Raw genomic sequence first — 15160 nt, 5'->3', positions numbered from 1 at the left:
GCAACTCAAAAATGGACGCCGTGCCACCCTTGGGTGGTTCAGAAATGAGGTTTCACAGACACCATGACGTCGCCGGGCCAGCTTCGATGGCCCATGAGAATTCGTGCCCCATATTCTACGTTCAGTCCAGATTTTATACCGTGAGTTTCCTGACTGCATCAAAGTTCTGAGAACAATAGGTGATCTTGTTCACGCCTAACGTGATCCGAACCAGAAGGTTACAAGCCGGTCGCAGTGTTGGTTCATTGGTAAGTAACCCAAGATTTGACCCCTTCGATAGAAGCAAAGAACTCGGGCCAAGAACGCGATGATTGCAGGTCGCCACAGCTACGTTACCGCCATCATCAAAAGTACATCCGAAGTGAATGCCAGCATCCATTGGTACGTGTCGAAACCTAGCTCAGTCGCACGAAAAAGGCGCTGGTCGAGATCTCGAACGGCTTACCAAAGCACCGTTTCGGCCTTTTGATCGATCATCGTTAGATAGGTGTTCGGTCAGCGAACTAACCATTTTGCTCCGGACGGCCCCTCCACCCTCAACCAACTTTGTTGCCCCGAATCCAGACGCCACGCAGAAGTGGGGTTTGGCCGGTGCGACGTACGCGTAGAACATCCCCGCGCCAGCCGACCTTCAGGGCACCGCGGTCGTTGAGGCCGACCGCTTTGGCCGGGTTACGTGTCACTGTGGCTACGGCGCGGGGCAGATCCTCCCAGACTCTGGTAAGATGAAAGGCTGACAACAGCAGCGCCGAGGGCACATAGTCGGACGATACGATGTCCAGAAGATCGGCTTTCGCAAGGTCTTCAGCTGCAACATTACCGGAATGCGAACCACCACGGATCAGATTGGGCGCGCCCATCATAACTGCGATACGGTTGGAACGGCAGGCCTCAGCCGCTTCGAAAGTCGTCGGGAATTCAGCGAAAGCCACACCGTTTTCAGCAGATCTTTCGACATGCTGGGCCGTTGTATCGTCGTGGCTGGCCAGGGTGGCGCCAAGACGATCCGCTTCGATCACTGCCCCTGCCTCGTGCTTTTGTCCGAAACGTTCCTGCAGCCCGCGAAGGTTTTCGACATGCGCATCGAACTCGGCATCATTCATGCCGCGCTTCTTGGCCACATAGGTCTTCAAGGCGCCAAGATCGCGGAACTGGCGCTGACCCGGAGTGTGATCCATCAGGCTGAGGATGCCCACCCGGTCTTCCGGTCCGAAGTTGGCCAGTTCTTCCAACAGGGTCTCTGAGCAGATCTCGGCCCGCAGATGAAGAAAATGACTGATCTTGAAATACCCTTCGGCCCGCGCCGACAAAAGCTCGTCCGCCAGTTTGCGGGCGTAGTCGATATAACGCCCTTTTCCACTGTGGATTGACCCCACTCGCATGGCGTCAAATACGGTTGTAATGCCCGTCGAAGCCAGTTCGCCGTCATGCGCGATCAACGCCGGGAGATGTGGCCAGTCGACTTCCGGGCGAGGTTCAATGTGACGTTCGATATTGTCCGTGTGCAGTTCGACCAACCCGGGAAGGACGAAATCACCGGCGCAATCTGTGGCTCCGGCGGGAACGCGGTCTCCTTCGGAAATCTCGGCAATAACGCCTTGTTCGATTGCGATCGAACCGGTTACTACCCGATCGGGCAGTACAAGCTGAGCATTCGCAAGGCACAAATCGCCTGACATATCACTGTCACAAGCCTTTGCCAAAGAGCGCGAGGGAAAAGGGGAATTCATGTCATACTCTCGATTTGCAATTTACTATGTGCCGCCCGAAGGACCATTGGAACAGTTCGGCGCACACTGGCTGGGCTGGGATGTCGTGCGGGGCCGCGAGGCGCCTCAACCCGATCTGCCGGATTTGGATGACGTTACGATGACACCGCGCAAATACGGCTTTCACGGAACGCTGAAACCACCCTTCCGCATGACCGAAGACTTGACGATTGAAGACCTTACGGTGGCGGTATTCGAGTTGGCCTCGCGCCTTGCCCCGGCCAGTTGTAACGGGCTGACCCTGACGACACTGGGCCGGTTTCTGGCTTTGACGCCAACCGGCGATGTCGAAGGGTTGCGGGGGGTTGCAGCGGCCTGTGTCCGTGACCTTGACGCGTTTCGCGCCCCGCCCAACGAAGCAGAGCTTGTGCGTCGCCGAAGCGCTAGGCTGAGCCCGCGTCAGGACGCTCTGCTGACTGAGTGGGGTTACCCCTACGTGATGGACGAATTCCGGTTTCACATGACACTGACGGGTCGGCTGCCAAAGGGAGATATCCCCGCGTGGACCGAAGCGGTGCAATACCATTTGCCAAGCTTGCCGGAGCCCTTCGTTATGGATCAGATTGCCTTGTGCGGCGAGCGTGCGGATGGGCGGTTCGAGCTGCTTCATCGATACGCGCTCATCGGTTGAAGCGCGTCAGCCGCCCGCACAACCGTTTCGGCCAAAGGGCCGTCGTTGGAGATGGTGATAACATCCAGCCCCTCGGGCAACGGCTTGTCTGCCTGCGCCAAACGCTTTGCGATCTCATTGTCGCTCTCGCGCCCGCGTGCCGCCAGCCGGCGCGCAAGGGTTTCGGGCTTCGCGGTGATATTCAATACAATAAGGCGGGGAAATTTTTCGGCGGCGTCGCGCAGGGCTTGACGTGAGAAGTTGACCAGACAATCGGTTCCATTGCTCAACCGATCCCCGACGGTAGCCGGTATCCCGTAGTGCAGCCCATGGGCACCCCAATGCACAGCAAAGACCCCGTTTGCCGCCATGTCTTCGAACGCGCCAACCGACACCGCGTCGTACTCCTCTCCGCCCAGTTCCGGTGCCCTCGTGACCACCCGGCGCACCAGATGCAGATCGGGTAACATGTCGCACAATCCGAGCATCACGCTGTCTTTGCCAACCCCCGACGGACCGACCACCGCGATGAGGCACCCCGAGGTCATGCCGCGACCTCGGGCGAGAACTGACGGGCATCGATTTCCCGATCGCAAACGCGCGCCCGGGCCGCTTCGTCGTGGAAAATACCGATGATCGCTGTTCCGCGCGCCTTTGCCTCTTCGATGAGTTGCAGAACAACCTCACGATTGGCCGCATCCAGACTGGCCGTCGGCTCATCCAACAGCATTGCGGGATAAGAATGGGCAAAACCGCGCGCAATGTTGACGCGTTGCTGCTCACCACCAGAAAACGTGGTTGGTGAGAGGGTCCAGAGATGCTCGGGAATGTTCAGTTGCTGCAGCACCTCCTCTGCCCGCGCCTTCGCGTCAGCAGCAGAAACGCCCACTGCCCGCAGAGGCTCGGCAACCACATCGACAGTTGGCACGCGCGGCACCACGCGAAGGAACTGGCTGACATAGCCCAGGACCTCACGACGCAGGGCGATTACGGTGCGCGGCTCGGCCTGCACGATATCGACATCACCGATGCGGATTTCGCCGCTTCGGGCCAGATAATTGCCATAGATCATGCGCATGAGGGTAGACTTGCCTGCCCCTGACGCGCCCGTCAGCGCCACGCATTCGCCCGGAGCCACCGAGAAGGATACATCATTCAGCACCTCGATCACGGCCGCGCCCTGATTATGGAGGGTGAAGGTCTTGGAGACGTTGTTAAGCTCAATCATTGCTCACACCTGCAAAACGGAACTGACAAGAAGTTGACTGTAGGCGTGCTGCGGGTCATCCAGCACCTGATCGGTCAGGCCCGCTTCAACCACGCGGCCCAATTTCATCACCATCAGCCGATCCGCCAGCAGGCGCACTACGGCCAGATCATGCGTGACAATGATAGCCGACAGGCCCATATCGCGCACCAATCCGCGCAGCAGATCGAGCAGCCTTGCCTGAACAGAGACGTCCAGCCCTCCGGTGGGTTCATCCATGAATACCAGCCGCGGCCCGGTTACCAGATTCCGCGCGATCTGCAGGCGTTGCTGCATCCCGCCCGAGAATGTCGTCGGGCGATCGTCTACCCGGGCCGCGTCGATCTCGACCCGCTGCAACCAATCCGAGGCTTTGTCGCGGATGTCGCCATAGTGACGCTCTCCGACAGCCATCAACCGTTCACCCACATTGCCACCAGCGCTTACGCCCATGCGCAACCCGTCACGGGCATGTTGGTGGACAAAGGCCCAATCCGTACGGCTCAGCATCCGGCGTTCGGGCTCGGACATCGTTACCGTATCCTGCGGGCCATTTGCGCGGGTGTCGAACACAACCTCTCCGGCATCCGGGGTCAGATGCCCGACCATACAATTCAGCAGCGTCGACTTACCCGACCCGCTTTCACCAACGATCCCCATGACCTCACCGGGATACAGATCGAATGAAACGTCGGCACAGCCGATATGCGCGCCATAGCGTTTTGTGATCCCCCGAACAGACAGCAGAGGTGTCATGCGGCGTCCTTTCCTTTGTGACCCGCCGCCTGGCGGGACTCGCAGTAATCGCTGTCCGAGCAGACGAACATCCGCCCGCCCGCATCGTCGATGATCACCTCGTCAAGATAGCTGTCTTCGGCCCCGCACAAGCTGCAGGCGTGTTCGGCCTTGGACGCCTCGAACGGGTGATCCTCGAAATCCAGTGAGACAACTTCAGTATAGGGAGGCAAAGCGTAAATCCGTTGTTCACGCCCCGCGCCGAACAGTTGAATCGCAGCCATGTCACCAAGTTTCGGGTTATCGAATTTCGGGATCGGCGACGGGTCCATCACATAGCGGCCCTCGACCTTCACAGGATAGGCGTACGCAGTCGCGATATGCCCGTGGCAGCTGATATCTTCGTACAATTTCACATGCATCAACCCGTATTCCTCAAGGCTGTGCATCTTGCGGGTTTCGCTCTCTCGCGGTTCGAGAAAGCGCAAGGGTTCAGGGATGGGGACCTGATAGACAAGGATCTGACCCTCTTGCAGCGGCTCCTCAGGAATGCGGTGGCGTGTTTGGATGACCGAGGCATCGCTGGTCGTCGTGGTCGTTTCGACCCCTGCAGTGCGTTCAAAGAACGTTCGGATCGAGACCGCGTTTGTGGTGTCGTCCGAACCCTGATCAATCACTTTGAACGTGTCTTCCGGGGTCAGCACAGCTGCCGATACCTGCACGCCGCCTGTGCCCCAACCATAAGGCATAGGCATCTCACGCGAGGCGAATGGAACCTGGTAGCCTGGTATCGCCAGACCTTTCAGGATTGCACGGCGGATCATCCGCTTGGTCTGTTCGTCCAGATAGGCAAAGTTATAGGCACTCATTCCGCAGCCTCCTGCACCTGATCCGCGCCAGCCTCACGCCGAAGTTTGCGCACCAGCTCCAGTTCAGACTGGAAATCCACGTAATGGGGCAGCTTGATATGCTCCAGAAAGCCGGTCGCCTGAATGTTGTCAGCGTGATAGAGGACAAACTCGGCATCCTGAGCCGGTGCGCCGACATTATCCTCACCCAGTTCTTCCCACCGCAAGGCGCGGTCCACCAAGGCCATCGAGATCGCCTTGCGTTCCGTCTGACCAAACACAAGCCCATAACCTCGGGTGAATTGCGGCGGCTCGGTTTTCGAACCCTTGAACTGGTTGACCGTTTCGCATTCGGTCAGAACCACCTCGCCGACTTCGATGGCAAAGCCCAGTTCCGGGATTTCCATTTCAACCGGCACGGACCCGATCCGAAGTTCCCCGACAAAGGCGTGGTTGCGCGCGTATCCGCGCTGCGTGGAATAGGCGAGGCCGAGGGTGAAGCCTTCATCCGCGCGTGTCAGTGCCTGAAGGCGCAGAGCGCGATCAGCGGGCATCTCAAGCGGCTCGCGAGTCAGATCGGGTGGCGGCGTATCGTCATGCGGTGCTTCCTCGATCAGGCCTTCGCGGTTGAGGAAATCCGTGACATGCGGCACATCACCTGGCACTGCGTCTCGCGCGGGTGCTTCGGGCACTTCGCCATCCGCGGCCAGCTTGAAATCCAGCAACCGGTGCGTGTAGTCGAAGGTCGGCCCCAGAACCTGCCCGCCCGGCAAATCCTTGAAGGTTGCCGAGATGCGGCGGTCACAGGCCATAGCCCCGGTATCGACCGGCGTGGAGGTTCCAAAGCGGGGCAAAGTGGTGCGGTAGGCACGGATCAGGAAAATCGCCTCGATCAGATCGCCGCGCGCCTGCTTGATTGCAAGTGCTGCCAAATCGGGGTCAAATAGCGAACCTTCGGCCATGACCCGGTTGACCGCAAGGCTAAGCTGTTCGCGGATTTGCGCGATGCTGAGTTCTGCAATGTCGGTGTCACCGCGGCGTTCTTCGGCAAGCCAGGCGTGTGCGTTTTCAATCGCACGCTCACCGCCTTTTACTGCGACATACATCAGGACACCTCGGTCGTTCTCGGCAAGGCTGCGAGACGCCTGCCGTTCGTGAAGATGAAATCCAGACCCAGTGGAAACAGCGTTCGATTGCTTTGAAACGCTTCAATTTCGGGCAATGAAAGCGCGGCGGCATCCTTGATGCCCGGACCAGTCAGGGTTGCTCCTGATGCATCAAGTTCCGGGCATTCCACGATAAGCGTGGCGGAGCGGTCAGGATATTCGGACGTTCCAATCGGGTACGCGGATAATGGCCCGAGATCCGGCCACGTGCCAACGGCAAACATGCAACGCGACGGGCCGGTAAGTGGCGCGCCGGTGTGAAAAGCCAACCAGTTGCGCACGGCAGTGCAGTCCATCGCGCCAGCCAGATAGACGGGCGTGTCGGTGTCGCAAAGCGTCAGCAGCACCACAGCCGCTGCCCGAGACAACGGGGCGGGCGGTTCGGCGCCGGAAATCTCATGCAGGGTACCCGGGCGGGCCATCGCCTCCATCATCCTGCGAAAAGCATGGGCGGACTGTACGGCGGGATCGGTGAAACCGCCGGTAAGGGCTTCGGACTGCATCAATCCTCTCCTCGGACCATCGTGAAGAAATCGACTTTGGTGGCGGCGGCTTTGGCCGCGCGATCGGACTTTGCTGTGGCCAGTTCATCCTGCAAGGGGGCCAGCAGTTTGGGGCGCAATAGATCAGCCGCATTTGTCTGCATCAGTGCATCCACCAGAGCGGCGACCTCGGCATCGTCCTTCCGACGGCCTTGAATGTAGGCATGTCCGACTTCGCCTGTTTCCAGCGTCAGCGCGCACCGGGTCACCGTCATTTCCCCCAGATTGAATGGCGCGCCGGTCCCGCCCGCGCGGGCGCGAACCATGGTACTGCCAGTTTCAGGCGCACGGAGCCATGTGAAGCCGGGGCGTGTCATGGCCGCATCCAACAGGGCAGCTACGCGGCCTTCTGGCGCTTTGGCCAGCAGGCTCATCCAAGCCCTCCGATCAGTGTTTTCATCGAAAGTGTCTTTCATCTCGACAACTTTTCCATATACTATACAACTATACATATCTTATCATATTTGTTGCTTCGAGACAGAGGAATTTTGTGAAACTTGCGTGACACTCCCACCAAAACACCGATCTGGAAGGCCATTGCCGACGCCCTGCGCAGTGATCTGGCCGAGAGGCGATATGGCCCCGGCGATAAGCTGCCGACAGAGGCGGCGCTGGCCGAGCGATTTGGCGTAAACCGCCACACAGTGCGCCATGGTATCTCGGCCCTCGTAGACGAGGGCCTGATCCGAACGCGCCGGGGCGCAGGTGCTTTTGTCGCCGCCACACCCACCGATTACCCGATCGGCACACGCGTTCGTTTCCACGAGAACCTAATCGCTGCCGGTCGCAGGCCCGAGAAAAGAGTTCTTGATGTTGAGCAACGCGCGGCGACGGCGGGCGAGGCCAACGCGTTGGCGCTCTCACCCGGCGATCAGATTTGTGCCTATCATGGCCTCTCGCTGGCAGATGGGCACCCCATTGCCGTGTTCGAGAGCATGTTTCCCCTGGGACGCCTGCCGGGTATCAGCGCGGCGCTGCAAGATACAAGCAGTGTTACCGAGGCGCTGAGCAGATCGGGCGTCAGCGACTATACCCGGGCTTCGACCCGCCTTACGGCCACCCGCGCAACGGCCACTCAGGCACTGCATCTGCAGGTCTCTGAAGGCGACCCGCTGCTCAGATCTTCCGGAGTGAATGTGGATGAACAAGGGCGACCTGTTGAATTCGGTCGCACCTGGTTTGTCGGGGATCGGGTCACGCTGACGCTTGAAAGCTAGGCTTCGTATTTCTCCAGAAACGCCCCGGCCGTCAGCGAGCGGAAGCCCTCAAGCGCGGCCCGCAGTCTGTCATGAGGCCAGCGCTACGCTTATTATCGCTGCGAGACACGCGGCCGCGAAACCAATGGTGAATCTGTGCCGCGCGCAAAATTGGAGGATGGCTTCGCAGCGATTTTGAAGACTTTGCAGCCTGCATCCGAATTGTTCGAGATGGCCAAAACGTTCCTAAATAAAGCCTGGGGAATGAAGGGCGCAGATCAGCGATATTACATCACGAAAGCTGAATGGCGTACGCGTATTGCAATGCCCTCTTCTGCAAGCACGTCGTTGGCTGCTTCTCCATACCATTTTTCGAAACCGTTCTCGGCAGCTTCGGCTTGTTCGCTCAGAGACAATAGACGCTGCCAGACTTCCGGCTCACTCGGTTCTAGTTCGCATGTTTCCATCAAGCGGAAATATCCGATTGTGCTACGCTTTCCTTTCTAAGACGAGAGATAATCAGATGGTTTTTCGTGTGATTTCTGGATTTACGTGGGTTCTGTTGGCTTTTGCGGGGCCAGCGCAAGCCGCTGAATGGCAGAGCGGCGAGGCGTCAAACGGCGCGTGGTCGATGATCCAAGAAGGGCAATTTAACCTGCGGGTTTCCTGCTGGCCGGGTGATCCCAGTTTCTTTTTTGTGCTTACTGGCGGTCCATTCAATGGGATGCAGAATATAGATGACGGCAATGAGTCCATGATGATGTGGATCGAATTGCCGGACGGACGCACCGCGCGGCACCCGATAGACGGGCACTATTTCGCACCTGACAAAGCATTCGTTGGCCGTTTTATCGTGTCCGATTTTGTGCTGGAAGAGTTCCGGCAAGGTGCAAAACTCAGCCTGACATCACCGACAGGCGTAGAAATCGCCGCTTTCGGTATGCAGGGAACTGGAAAGGCGCGTGGACACTTTAAGCAGGCTTGCGGAATTTAGCGGGACTTAGCTCTAGGCTTCTGTTTAAAAATCGCTTTTCGTCGAACATAGCTTTTGGCATGAAAACCGCTCGGTTTATCGGTGGGGAAATTTACTCAATCAGGCTGAGTTTTTTTGGCAAGATGTAAACTTGTTGGTGGTTTGATATTGTGCTAAAATACTCAATATGACTGAGCAAAGAGCATCACATCTAAACCAACTCGAAAAGAACCTGCCGGAAGGGTTGCTGGTCGATGCCGCATGGTTGGAAAAACAGGGCATAGCGAGCAACCTGCGTGCCTATTACGTCAAAAGTGGCTGGCTCAAACAGCCCGCACGCGGTGTTTATCAGCGCCCGTATGGCTCGCTGAGTTGGCAGCAAGTGGTGATATCGCTCCAAAATCTATTGAATGTTCCGCTTGTCGTCGGCGGCAGAACGGCTCTGGAACTTCAAGGATACGCTCATTACCTCGTGCAGGAGACCAAAGCGGTATATCTCTATGGTCCTGAAAAGCTACCCAGTTGGCTTGGCAAGTTAAATCTCCCGCAAGAATTCCGCTACCGGAACAGCAAAAACCTATTCAGAAATGACCCCATCACATCGGGGCTGGGCAGTCTGGTGTGGGACGTTGAAAAAAACACAGGAACCGACCGTGAAAAGCTTCGGGGTGGCGGCCTTGACCAAATGTCGTGGGGGCAGTGGGATTGGCCGTTGACACTCTCGAGGCCAGAGCGCGCCTATCTCGAAATGTTAGATGAGCTACCAAGCCGCGAAAGCTATCATCAGGCCGACATGCTTATGCAGGGTGCCGCAAATTTTAGCCCCCGACGACTGCAAAAGCTGCTAGCGGATTGCACCAGCGTAAAAGTTAAACGCCTGTTTTTCTACTTTGCCGACCGACATGAGCACGCTTGGCTTAAGCGTGTAGACAAAGAGGCCGTTGATCTCGGCAAAGGTAAGCGGATGCTGGTAAAAGGCGGGCGTCTTGATCCAACCTACCTCATAACCGTCCCGGAGGATCTCGATGGCTTTTCGTGAAAACTATGAACGCCAAGTGCGTCTACTGATGCGCCTTATTCCCATCGCGGCCCGTGAAGACTGCTTTGCGTTGAAGGGCGGAACAGCCATCAACCTGTTTGTGCGCGACCTGCCGCGCCTGTCTGTTGATATCGACCTGATGTATCTGCCGATGCACGCCCGGCCAGAAGCGTTAGCCGGGATTGATGCGGCAATGAAGCGGATCGAGACCGCTATTCTGTCCGAGATTCCGGGTGTAAAAACAACACAAAGCATCAAGTCCGGCACAGTGCTACGTCTGATCGTTGCGGCGGACCAAACTCAGGTGAAAATTGAAGTCTCTCCCGTGCTGCGTGGTGTCGTCAGTGAACCCGTTGTTCAACCTGTAACCGAAGCTGTGGAAGATGCCTTTGGTTTTGCTGAAATCGCCGTCGTGTCTTTTGAAGACCTCTATGCCGGAAAACTGGTCGCTGCCTTGGATCGTCAACACCCCCGTGATTTGTTTGATGTACGCGATCTTTTGGCTAACGAAGGTTTGACAGATGCATTGCGCGAGGCCTTTGTCGTTTACCTGCTCAGTCACAACCGTCCTATGGGCGAAGTTCTTTCAGGCCGCGTGAAAGACCTGGCTGATGAGTATAGGGACGGGTTTGAGGGTATGACCGAAACGGATGTACCAATTGAAGACCTTATCCATACCCAGAAGCAAATGATTGACGATCTGATCGGCAACATGCCCGACGCCCACAGGGATTTCCTGATCGGGTTTGAGCGTGGCGTGCCGGATTGGTCGCTTCTTAGTTTTGAGCACGTGCAAGACTTACCTGCGGTCAAATGGCGGCAGCACAACCTCGACTCCTTGTCACAGGACCGTCGTGATGAGTTAGTCGCTTTGCTTGAACGCTCTTTGGGTGTGGTTGAGCAGTAGCCGCCCGGAAAAGCTCATTTGTCACAATTCACAGTGAAGATGTTGGCGGCTGGCATTGCTGCCAGCCGCTTTGGATTTATGGACCCGGCGGGCGTATCGCGAGTTCAATGTCGATGTTTTTCATCGAAAGAAGCGCATCGCTTTGCTCCCGGCTATCGCGGGGTGCCGCAGTGAAGGCGATAAATGCCTCTTTGCGCAGGCCATATAGTGCGGCGGTGCTCAGTGCTGCCGCTTCAAATCGAGAAACAAGTTTCATGTCATTCTCCTTTTGCTTCAAGGAGACCCCAAACCATTCAGGGCCTTTCGGCCCCACACCCATCATGCTCGGCTCAGTGAAGGCGCTGATGGTTCGGGATGACGCAGATGTAATTCAGGGGAGATTTGAAACACCTCTAAGATTTGAAGCGGTGGCGTCGAAAAAACCGCCCACCGCGAAGCAGAGGGATTTACGAAATTTTAACGGCAGTTAACTAAAATAGTGGTTGTGTTAAGTGACGTTGAGAAAGAACAAGCTCGGCTGGCTGCTACCTTTAAGCGAAAAGCCCAAGATTTCGATGATCTTCAAAATGAGATTGCCGGGCGCGACAATGGGCGTGCGGCGCGATTTTTCAAAAGCGACAAGGCCGGAGGTAGATTAGGCAAATCCCGCGATGCAGGTCACGATGAAGCGCTGACCCTTTTGCAGCAGCTTCTGATGGATGATCCGGAGTATGCGGCTCTCTACAATGAGACATTCGAGCTCTTGGCAGATGCTGAATCTGCGACGGAGATTGCTTTGGAAAAGGCTAATCAACGCCTGTCACAAGAGATCGAAGCATTCAATGAAACACTGGACAGCGCAGCTAGGCTTGACGATGGCCGTGTTGTCTTTCGTGATGCGCAAGGACGGGTCTGGACGAGTGCTCATGAGCAACTGACGGATATTGATGCGGACGCCGTAGATTGGCCTCACGGCGCATCGAGCTACGAGGAATTCAAGCGCCAAAGCGAAGCCGTGGACACGGCGCAAAAGAACGTTGACGCCATTCTGCATTATCAGGTGAATGTGCTGGGCGCTGCCCGTGACCGGATGAGTGATGCAGACGATCCGCCAAGCAAAGAAGAATTGCAGGATATCCAAGACGCTATTCGGGAGCAAATGCCGCCGCAAGTGCGTGCTGAGTTTGAGGGAGCGAATATCGAAACGCCAGCGTTTTCGTCGAACACGAACTTCGATATCCCTACGTTGTAGGACCTACTAAACTCTTCTCTTCAACAGTAAGCTTGTCGCCGGTTTGTCTCGGCGCACGACGGTGTGCGCCCCTAAGTTAATCTGGTGCTTCTCATGCGTGTTCTTATCCTGTCTGATTTGCATGATGACTTTTGGGCGGAATGCAAAAGAAACCCTTTCGAGGGATTGAAAGGCACAATCGCCAAATTGGATTACCTGTTGCTCGCGGGTGACGTTTCGAACAAGCCGACAATCCGTTGGAAATATGCGTTTGAAAGACTTTCAAAACTGCTGCCTCTCGAGCGGGTCTCAGTGTTTCCGGGCAATCATGATTTTTATGACTTCCGCATAGATGGGGAAGGTCGGTTGAAAGAGATTGCTAGCTCTTTTGGGGTTAACTATGCCCAGAAGAAACAGATTATTCTCGGAGATACGCGAATTCTCTGTGCTACGCTGTGGACAGATTTTGAGCTCGGTTTGGGCAGTGCCTTAAATGCGGGCACGATCACGTCTCGCATGAACGACTATAAGAAAATCCGTGTCGCTGCCCAAGGCTACCGAAAGCTATGGCCGTCCGATTTGCTGTCCAGGCACAGAGATCATATGCGTTGGTTGGAAGATAACCTGAGCAAGTCCTTTGACGGCCAGACCTTTATTGCCACACACCACGCACCTCACCAGTGTGTTTTGCCGGACGAGATGGAAGGGCTGGAGGCGGCCTATGCGAGTGACCTGAGCGGACTAATCACAACCTACAAGCCGGATCAGTGGTTTTTTGGGCATTGCCATAATGCGCAGGATACCAAGCTGGACAAAACGCAGCTATGCAATGTCTCATTGGGATATCCAGATGAGGTTAACGACCCGAGTGCGCGGATCGCGAGCCTGATACATGAAGTCTAATTCTAAGCATTCGAAACCGTCGCACTGTTGGGTTAGTGCGCGAGTATGATTAGAATTTTCCGCAGGCCTTTTCGATAACCGCGAGAATGATGCCTTGCGGGTGGTGCTCGGGGTAGTCAGCCAAAACCCGCAAAATTTCATCGTGCCGCTCGGCTTGCTGATCTTCGGTGCCATACCAGTCATTGATACATGTAACGATCTGGTCATGCTCGCCAGTCCTCATGGCAACAATGTTGGTCATCGTAATGGATGGCTGGAACAATGCGTTCTGAGAAACCGGGTCCCAATCCAAAACCGTTGCACTTGTGAAATCCTGGGAGGCTGAAAGCTGTGGGAAACTCGCAGTTGCTGCGAAAATAAGTTTCGAAATCAGTGTTTTGCGTGTGATCATAATCGAAGGTTTTTGACCGCCGAACATTTACGAGATTCTATGACTTTGGTATACAGTGAACACTTTGCATTTGTGCGTGAATGCCGCGCTGTCTTTTCTGAACAAACGCAATATCAGCTTCGCTCAAAAAGGTTCGATTTTGAACGAACCGGGAGCTTTTTTCTATGAGCGTTTGGCCACAAATACAGTCTCCGGGCCGTCGGATTGGATACGCACGCGTGTCCACTGGAGATCAAAAACTGCGGATGCAGAGGCAAGCACTAGCGGCAATCGAATGCGATCTGGTGTTTGAAGATCATGGTGTGTCCGGTGCACGCAAAAATCGCACGGGACTTGACGAAATGCTGCGCGAGATCAGACAAGGTGATACGGTTATCGTCTTCAAACCTGATCGATTAGGCAGGTCAGTCGTGCACCTTGCCGACCTGCTGGTTCGGTTTGGCGATGAGGGTATTCACTTCTGTTCGATTTGCGAGGGGATCAATACGACGACAACCGGCGGGAAATTTATTTACCATATGTTTAGCGCTTTTGCCGAATTTCAGCGAGATGTGATCATCGAAAACACCAAAGCTGGGCTAGATGCGGCGCGTAAGAGTGGAAAGAAGCTGGGACGCCCCCAGAAACTCTGCGCCGAGAGCGCTCTTGGCGCGCAGCGGTTGATTACACAGCAGAACGTCAGTTTAGCCGAGGCGGCGCGAAAATATGGAGTTTCTCGTTCCACCCTTGCCAGAAGGCTGAAGTCGTTGAAGGCCACTGGCAATGCTGAGAAAGAAAACCTCTCAAGCCGCCATTTACTTGATTGAAATCAGCTTTCGAGCGAACATTCCATCAAAGTGATTTTTTCAAGGAGATTGATCATGCGCTTACTCAAACTGATTGTTGCCGTTCTTGTTTTTTGTTTGCCCGTGGCTTCAAATGCGCACGAGGTAGGGAACACAGACTTTTCTCCATTCGCCTCAATTGATGATCTTAATGCAATTGCCGCAATTGCTGAGAAAGGAGAATGGACCAAGGGAGATGTCCGCTACGTGAGCAATGTGAGTTGCGGAACTTTTCGAGTAGCACTTCAAAACCTCGTATTAGAGAACACTCAAAACTTGCAGAACGAATTCGGTTACCCCAGCGAGGAGGAACTATTTGCGATTGAATTAGAAGAATTTGTCTCATTTGAGGTGGAAGCCTTTAGGGAGGCCGGAGCGACCGACATCACTTTGGCACTCTTGTCCGGGAAGATTGCAGACAATTTCGACCTACCAAAAACAACTAGTTTAGTTGAAACTGAACCTGTTCCCGTCGTACAAGCTATCGAAGATGCTGCTTGCACTTTTCGTAATGTACAACCCGATGAATTGTCAGAACCTGCGACACCGGAAGAAACCGAGTTCGGCGAAGCTCTTGGAGACGCCGTTCTGGGGCTGGGTGCAATCGTTGTTGATGGCTGGATCACCACGCAATCTGGAGGGTTAGCTGCTGGTGTTTTGGGGATAGCTTCTGGCGGATGGGGCTGGAACCGAATTGAAGAGGCCGCGCCAACGATCTTTGAACGCCTAGGCCGAATTCTTCCATAGCGTTTCTTTAAGATGTTGACAATTTAGTCGCCACACCTGTATTTTGATATTTTT

19 protein-coding genes are annotated in these 15160 nt (G+C 55.5%); 9 read left to right on the top strand and 10 right to left on the bottom strand.

From position 1 onward, the window contains the following. Positions 1–536: 536 nt before the first annotated feature. A complete protein-coding gene (locus RA27_RS10220) occupies positions 537–1730 on the bottom strand; it encodes an alpha-D-ribose 1-methylphosphonate 5-triphosphate diphosphatase (protein WP_193746497.1) in 1194 nt (397 codons plus the stop codon). Here RA27_RS10220 and RA27_RS10215 point away from each other — a divergent pair. Next, positions 1729–2400, top strand: a complete 672-nt coding sequence (locus RA27_RS10215) for a DUF1045 domain-containing protein (protein ID WP_039538025.1) — start codon at positions 1729–1731, stop codon at positions 2398–2400. The two genes, RA27_RS10220 and RA27_RS10215, sit on opposite strands and share 2 nt — an antisense overlap. On the opposite strand, the gene phnN is transcribed toward RA27_RS10215, so the two are convergent. Genes phnN through phnG form a run of 7 tightly spaced genes read right to left on the bottom strand, consistent with a single transcriptional unit; the run spans position 2376 to position 7332 of the window. Then, positions 2376–2927, bottom strand: a complete 552-nt coding sequence (gene phnN, locus RA27_RS10210) for a phosphonate metabolism protein/1,5-bisphosphokinase (PRPP-forming) PhnN (protein WP_039538022.1) — start codon at positions 2925–2927, stop codon at positions 2376–2378. The genes RA27_RS10215 and phnN overlap by 25 nt on opposite strands. Next, positions 2924–3607, bottom strand: a complete 684-nt coding sequence (gene phnL / locus RA27_RS10205) for a phosphonate C-P lyase system protein PhnL (RefSeq protein ID WP_039538019.1) — start codon at positions 3605–3607, stop codon at positions 2924–2926. The genes phnN and phnL overlap by 4 nt, the downstream gene beginning before the upstream one ends. A 3-nt stretch (positions 3608–3610) precedes the next feature. Continuing rightward, positions 3611–4381, bottom strand: coding sequence for a phosphonate C-P lyase system protein PhnK (gene phnK / locus RA27_RS10200; RefSeq protein WP_039538016.1), 771 nt, complete (start codon positions 4379–4381; stop codon positions 3611–3613). Beyond that, on the bottom strand, positions 4378–5229 hold the full coding sequence (locus RA27_RS10195) for an alpha-D-ribose 1-methylphosphonate 5-phosphate C-P-lyase PhnJ (RefSeq protein WP_039538013.1): 852 nt from the start codon (positions 5227–5229) through the stop codon (positions 4378–4380). The genes phnK and RA27_RS10195 overlap by 4 nt, the downstream gene beginning before the upstream one ends. Beyond that, positions 5226–6314 (bottom strand): carbon-phosphorus lyase complex subunit PhnI, encoded by a 1089-nt coding sequence (locus tag RA27_RS10190; RefSeq protein WP_039538010.1) that lies wholly within the window; start codon positions 6312–6314, stop codon positions 5226–5228. The genes RA27_RS10195 and RA27_RS10190 overlap by 4 nt, the downstream gene beginning before the upstream one ends. Next, the gene (gene phnH, locus RA27_RS10185) at positions 6314–6877 is read right to left on the bottom strand and encodes a phosphonate C-P lyase system protein PhnH (RefSeq protein WP_039538008.1); all 564 of its coding nucleotides are present in this window, start codon (positions 6875–6877) and stop codon (positions 6314–6316) included. The genes RA27_RS10190 and phnH overlap by 1 nt, the downstream gene beginning before the upstream one ends. Beyond that, positions 6877–7332, bottom strand: a complete 456-nt coding sequence (gene phnG / locus RA27_RS10180; protein ID WP_039538005.1) for a phosphonate C-P lyase system protein PhnG — start codon at positions 7330–7332, stop codon at positions 6877–6879. Before phnG ends, phnH begins: the two co-directional genes overlap by 1 nt. Before the next feature lie 81 nt (positions 7333–7413). Here phnG and phnF point away from each other — a divergent pair, with 81 nt between their 5' ends. The 4 genes from phnF to RA27_RS10155 all read left to right on the top strand — a co-directional run bounded on the left by phnF (position 7414) and on the right by RA27_RS10155 (position 11031). Continuing rightward, on the top strand, positions 7414–8133 hold the full coding sequence (gene phnF / locus RA27_RS10175; protein ID WP_039538001.1) for a phosphonate metabolism transcriptional regulator PhnF: 720 nt from the start codon (positions 7414–7416) through the stop codon (positions 8131–8133). A gap of 436 nt (positions 8134–8569) precedes the next feature. After that, positions 8570–9106, top strand: coding sequence for a hypothetical protein (locus RA27_RS10165; protein WP_152610684.1), 537 nt, complete (start codon positions 8570–8572; stop codon positions 9104–9106). 166 nt (positions 9107–9272) lie between these two features. Continuing rightward, the gene (locus RA27_RS10160) at positions 9273–10124 is read left to right on the top strand and encodes a type IV toxin-antitoxin system AbiEi family antitoxin domain-containing protein (protein ID WP_039537991.1); all 852 of its coding nucleotides are present in this window, start codon (positions 9273–9275) and stop codon (positions 10122–10124) included. Next, the gene (locus tag RA27_RS10155; RefSeq protein ID WP_039537988.1) at positions 10111–11031 is read left to right on the top strand and encodes a nucleotidyl transferase AbiEii/AbiGii toxin family protein; all 921 of its coding nucleotides are present in this window, start codon (positions 10111–10113) and stop codon (positions 11029–11031) included. Before RA27_RS10160 ends, RA27_RS10155 begins: the two co-directional genes overlap by 14 nt. A gap of 76 nt (positions 11032–11107) precedes the next feature. Here the strand turns inward: RA27_RS10155 and RA27_RS10150 are convergent, their stop codons facing one another. Beyond that, on the bottom strand, positions 11108–11353 hold the full coding sequence (locus tag RA27_RS10150) for a hypothetical protein (RefSeq protein WP_241484042.1): 246 nt from the start codon (positions 11351–11353) through the stop codon (positions 11108–11110). Positions 11354–11515: 162 nt separating this feature from the next. Here RA27_RS10150 and RA27_RS10145 point away from each other — a divergent pair, with 162 nt between their 5' ends. Then, positions 11516–12262 carry a hypothetical protein gene (locus RA27_RS10145; protein ID WP_152610683.1) on the top strand — a complete coding sequence of 249 codons (747 nt, stop codon included), beginning with the start codon at positions 11516–11518 and terminating at the stop codon, positions 12260–12262. 93 nt (positions 12263–12355) lie between these two features. Continuing rightward, positions 12356–13144: a metallophosphoesterase gene (locus RA27_RS10140; RefSeq protein ID WP_052265247.1), complete on the top strand. Its 789-nt coding sequence runs from the start codon at positions 12356–12358 to the stop codon at positions 13142–13144. A gap of 49 nt (positions 13145–13193) precedes the next feature. Here the strand turns inward: RA27_RS10140 and RA27_RS10135 are convergent, their stop codons facing one another. Further along, positions 13194–13535, bottom strand: a complete 342-nt coding sequence (locus RA27_RS10135; protein ID WP_039537981.1) for a hypothetical protein — start codon at positions 13533–13535, stop codon at positions 13194–13196. A gap of 164 nt (positions 13536–13699) precedes the next feature. On the opposite strand from RA27_RS10135, the gene RA27_RS10130 reads away from it, so the two are divergent. Beyond that, the gene (locus RA27_RS10130) at positions 13700–14341 is read left to right on the top strand and encodes a recombinase family protein (RefSeq protein WP_039537979.1); all 642 of its coding nucleotides are present in this window, start codon (positions 13700–13702) and stop codon (positions 14339–14341) included. A 54-nt stretch (positions 14342–14395) separates the two neighbouring features. Further along, a complete protein-coding gene (locus RA27_RS10125) occupies positions 14396–15106 on the top strand; it encodes a hypothetical protein (RefSeq protein WP_039537976.1) in 711 nt (236 codons plus the stop codon). Positions 15107–15160: the final 54 nt, after the last annotated feature.

This window comes from Ruegeria sp. ANG-R, from assembly GCF_000813985.1.
Lineage (GTDB): Bacteria > Pseudomonadota > Alphaproteobacteria > Rhodobacterales > Rhodobacteraceae > Ruegeria.
The sequence above is the reverse complement of the archived record's forward strand: the minus strand, read 5'-3'. Positions and strand labels throughout refer to the sequence as shown.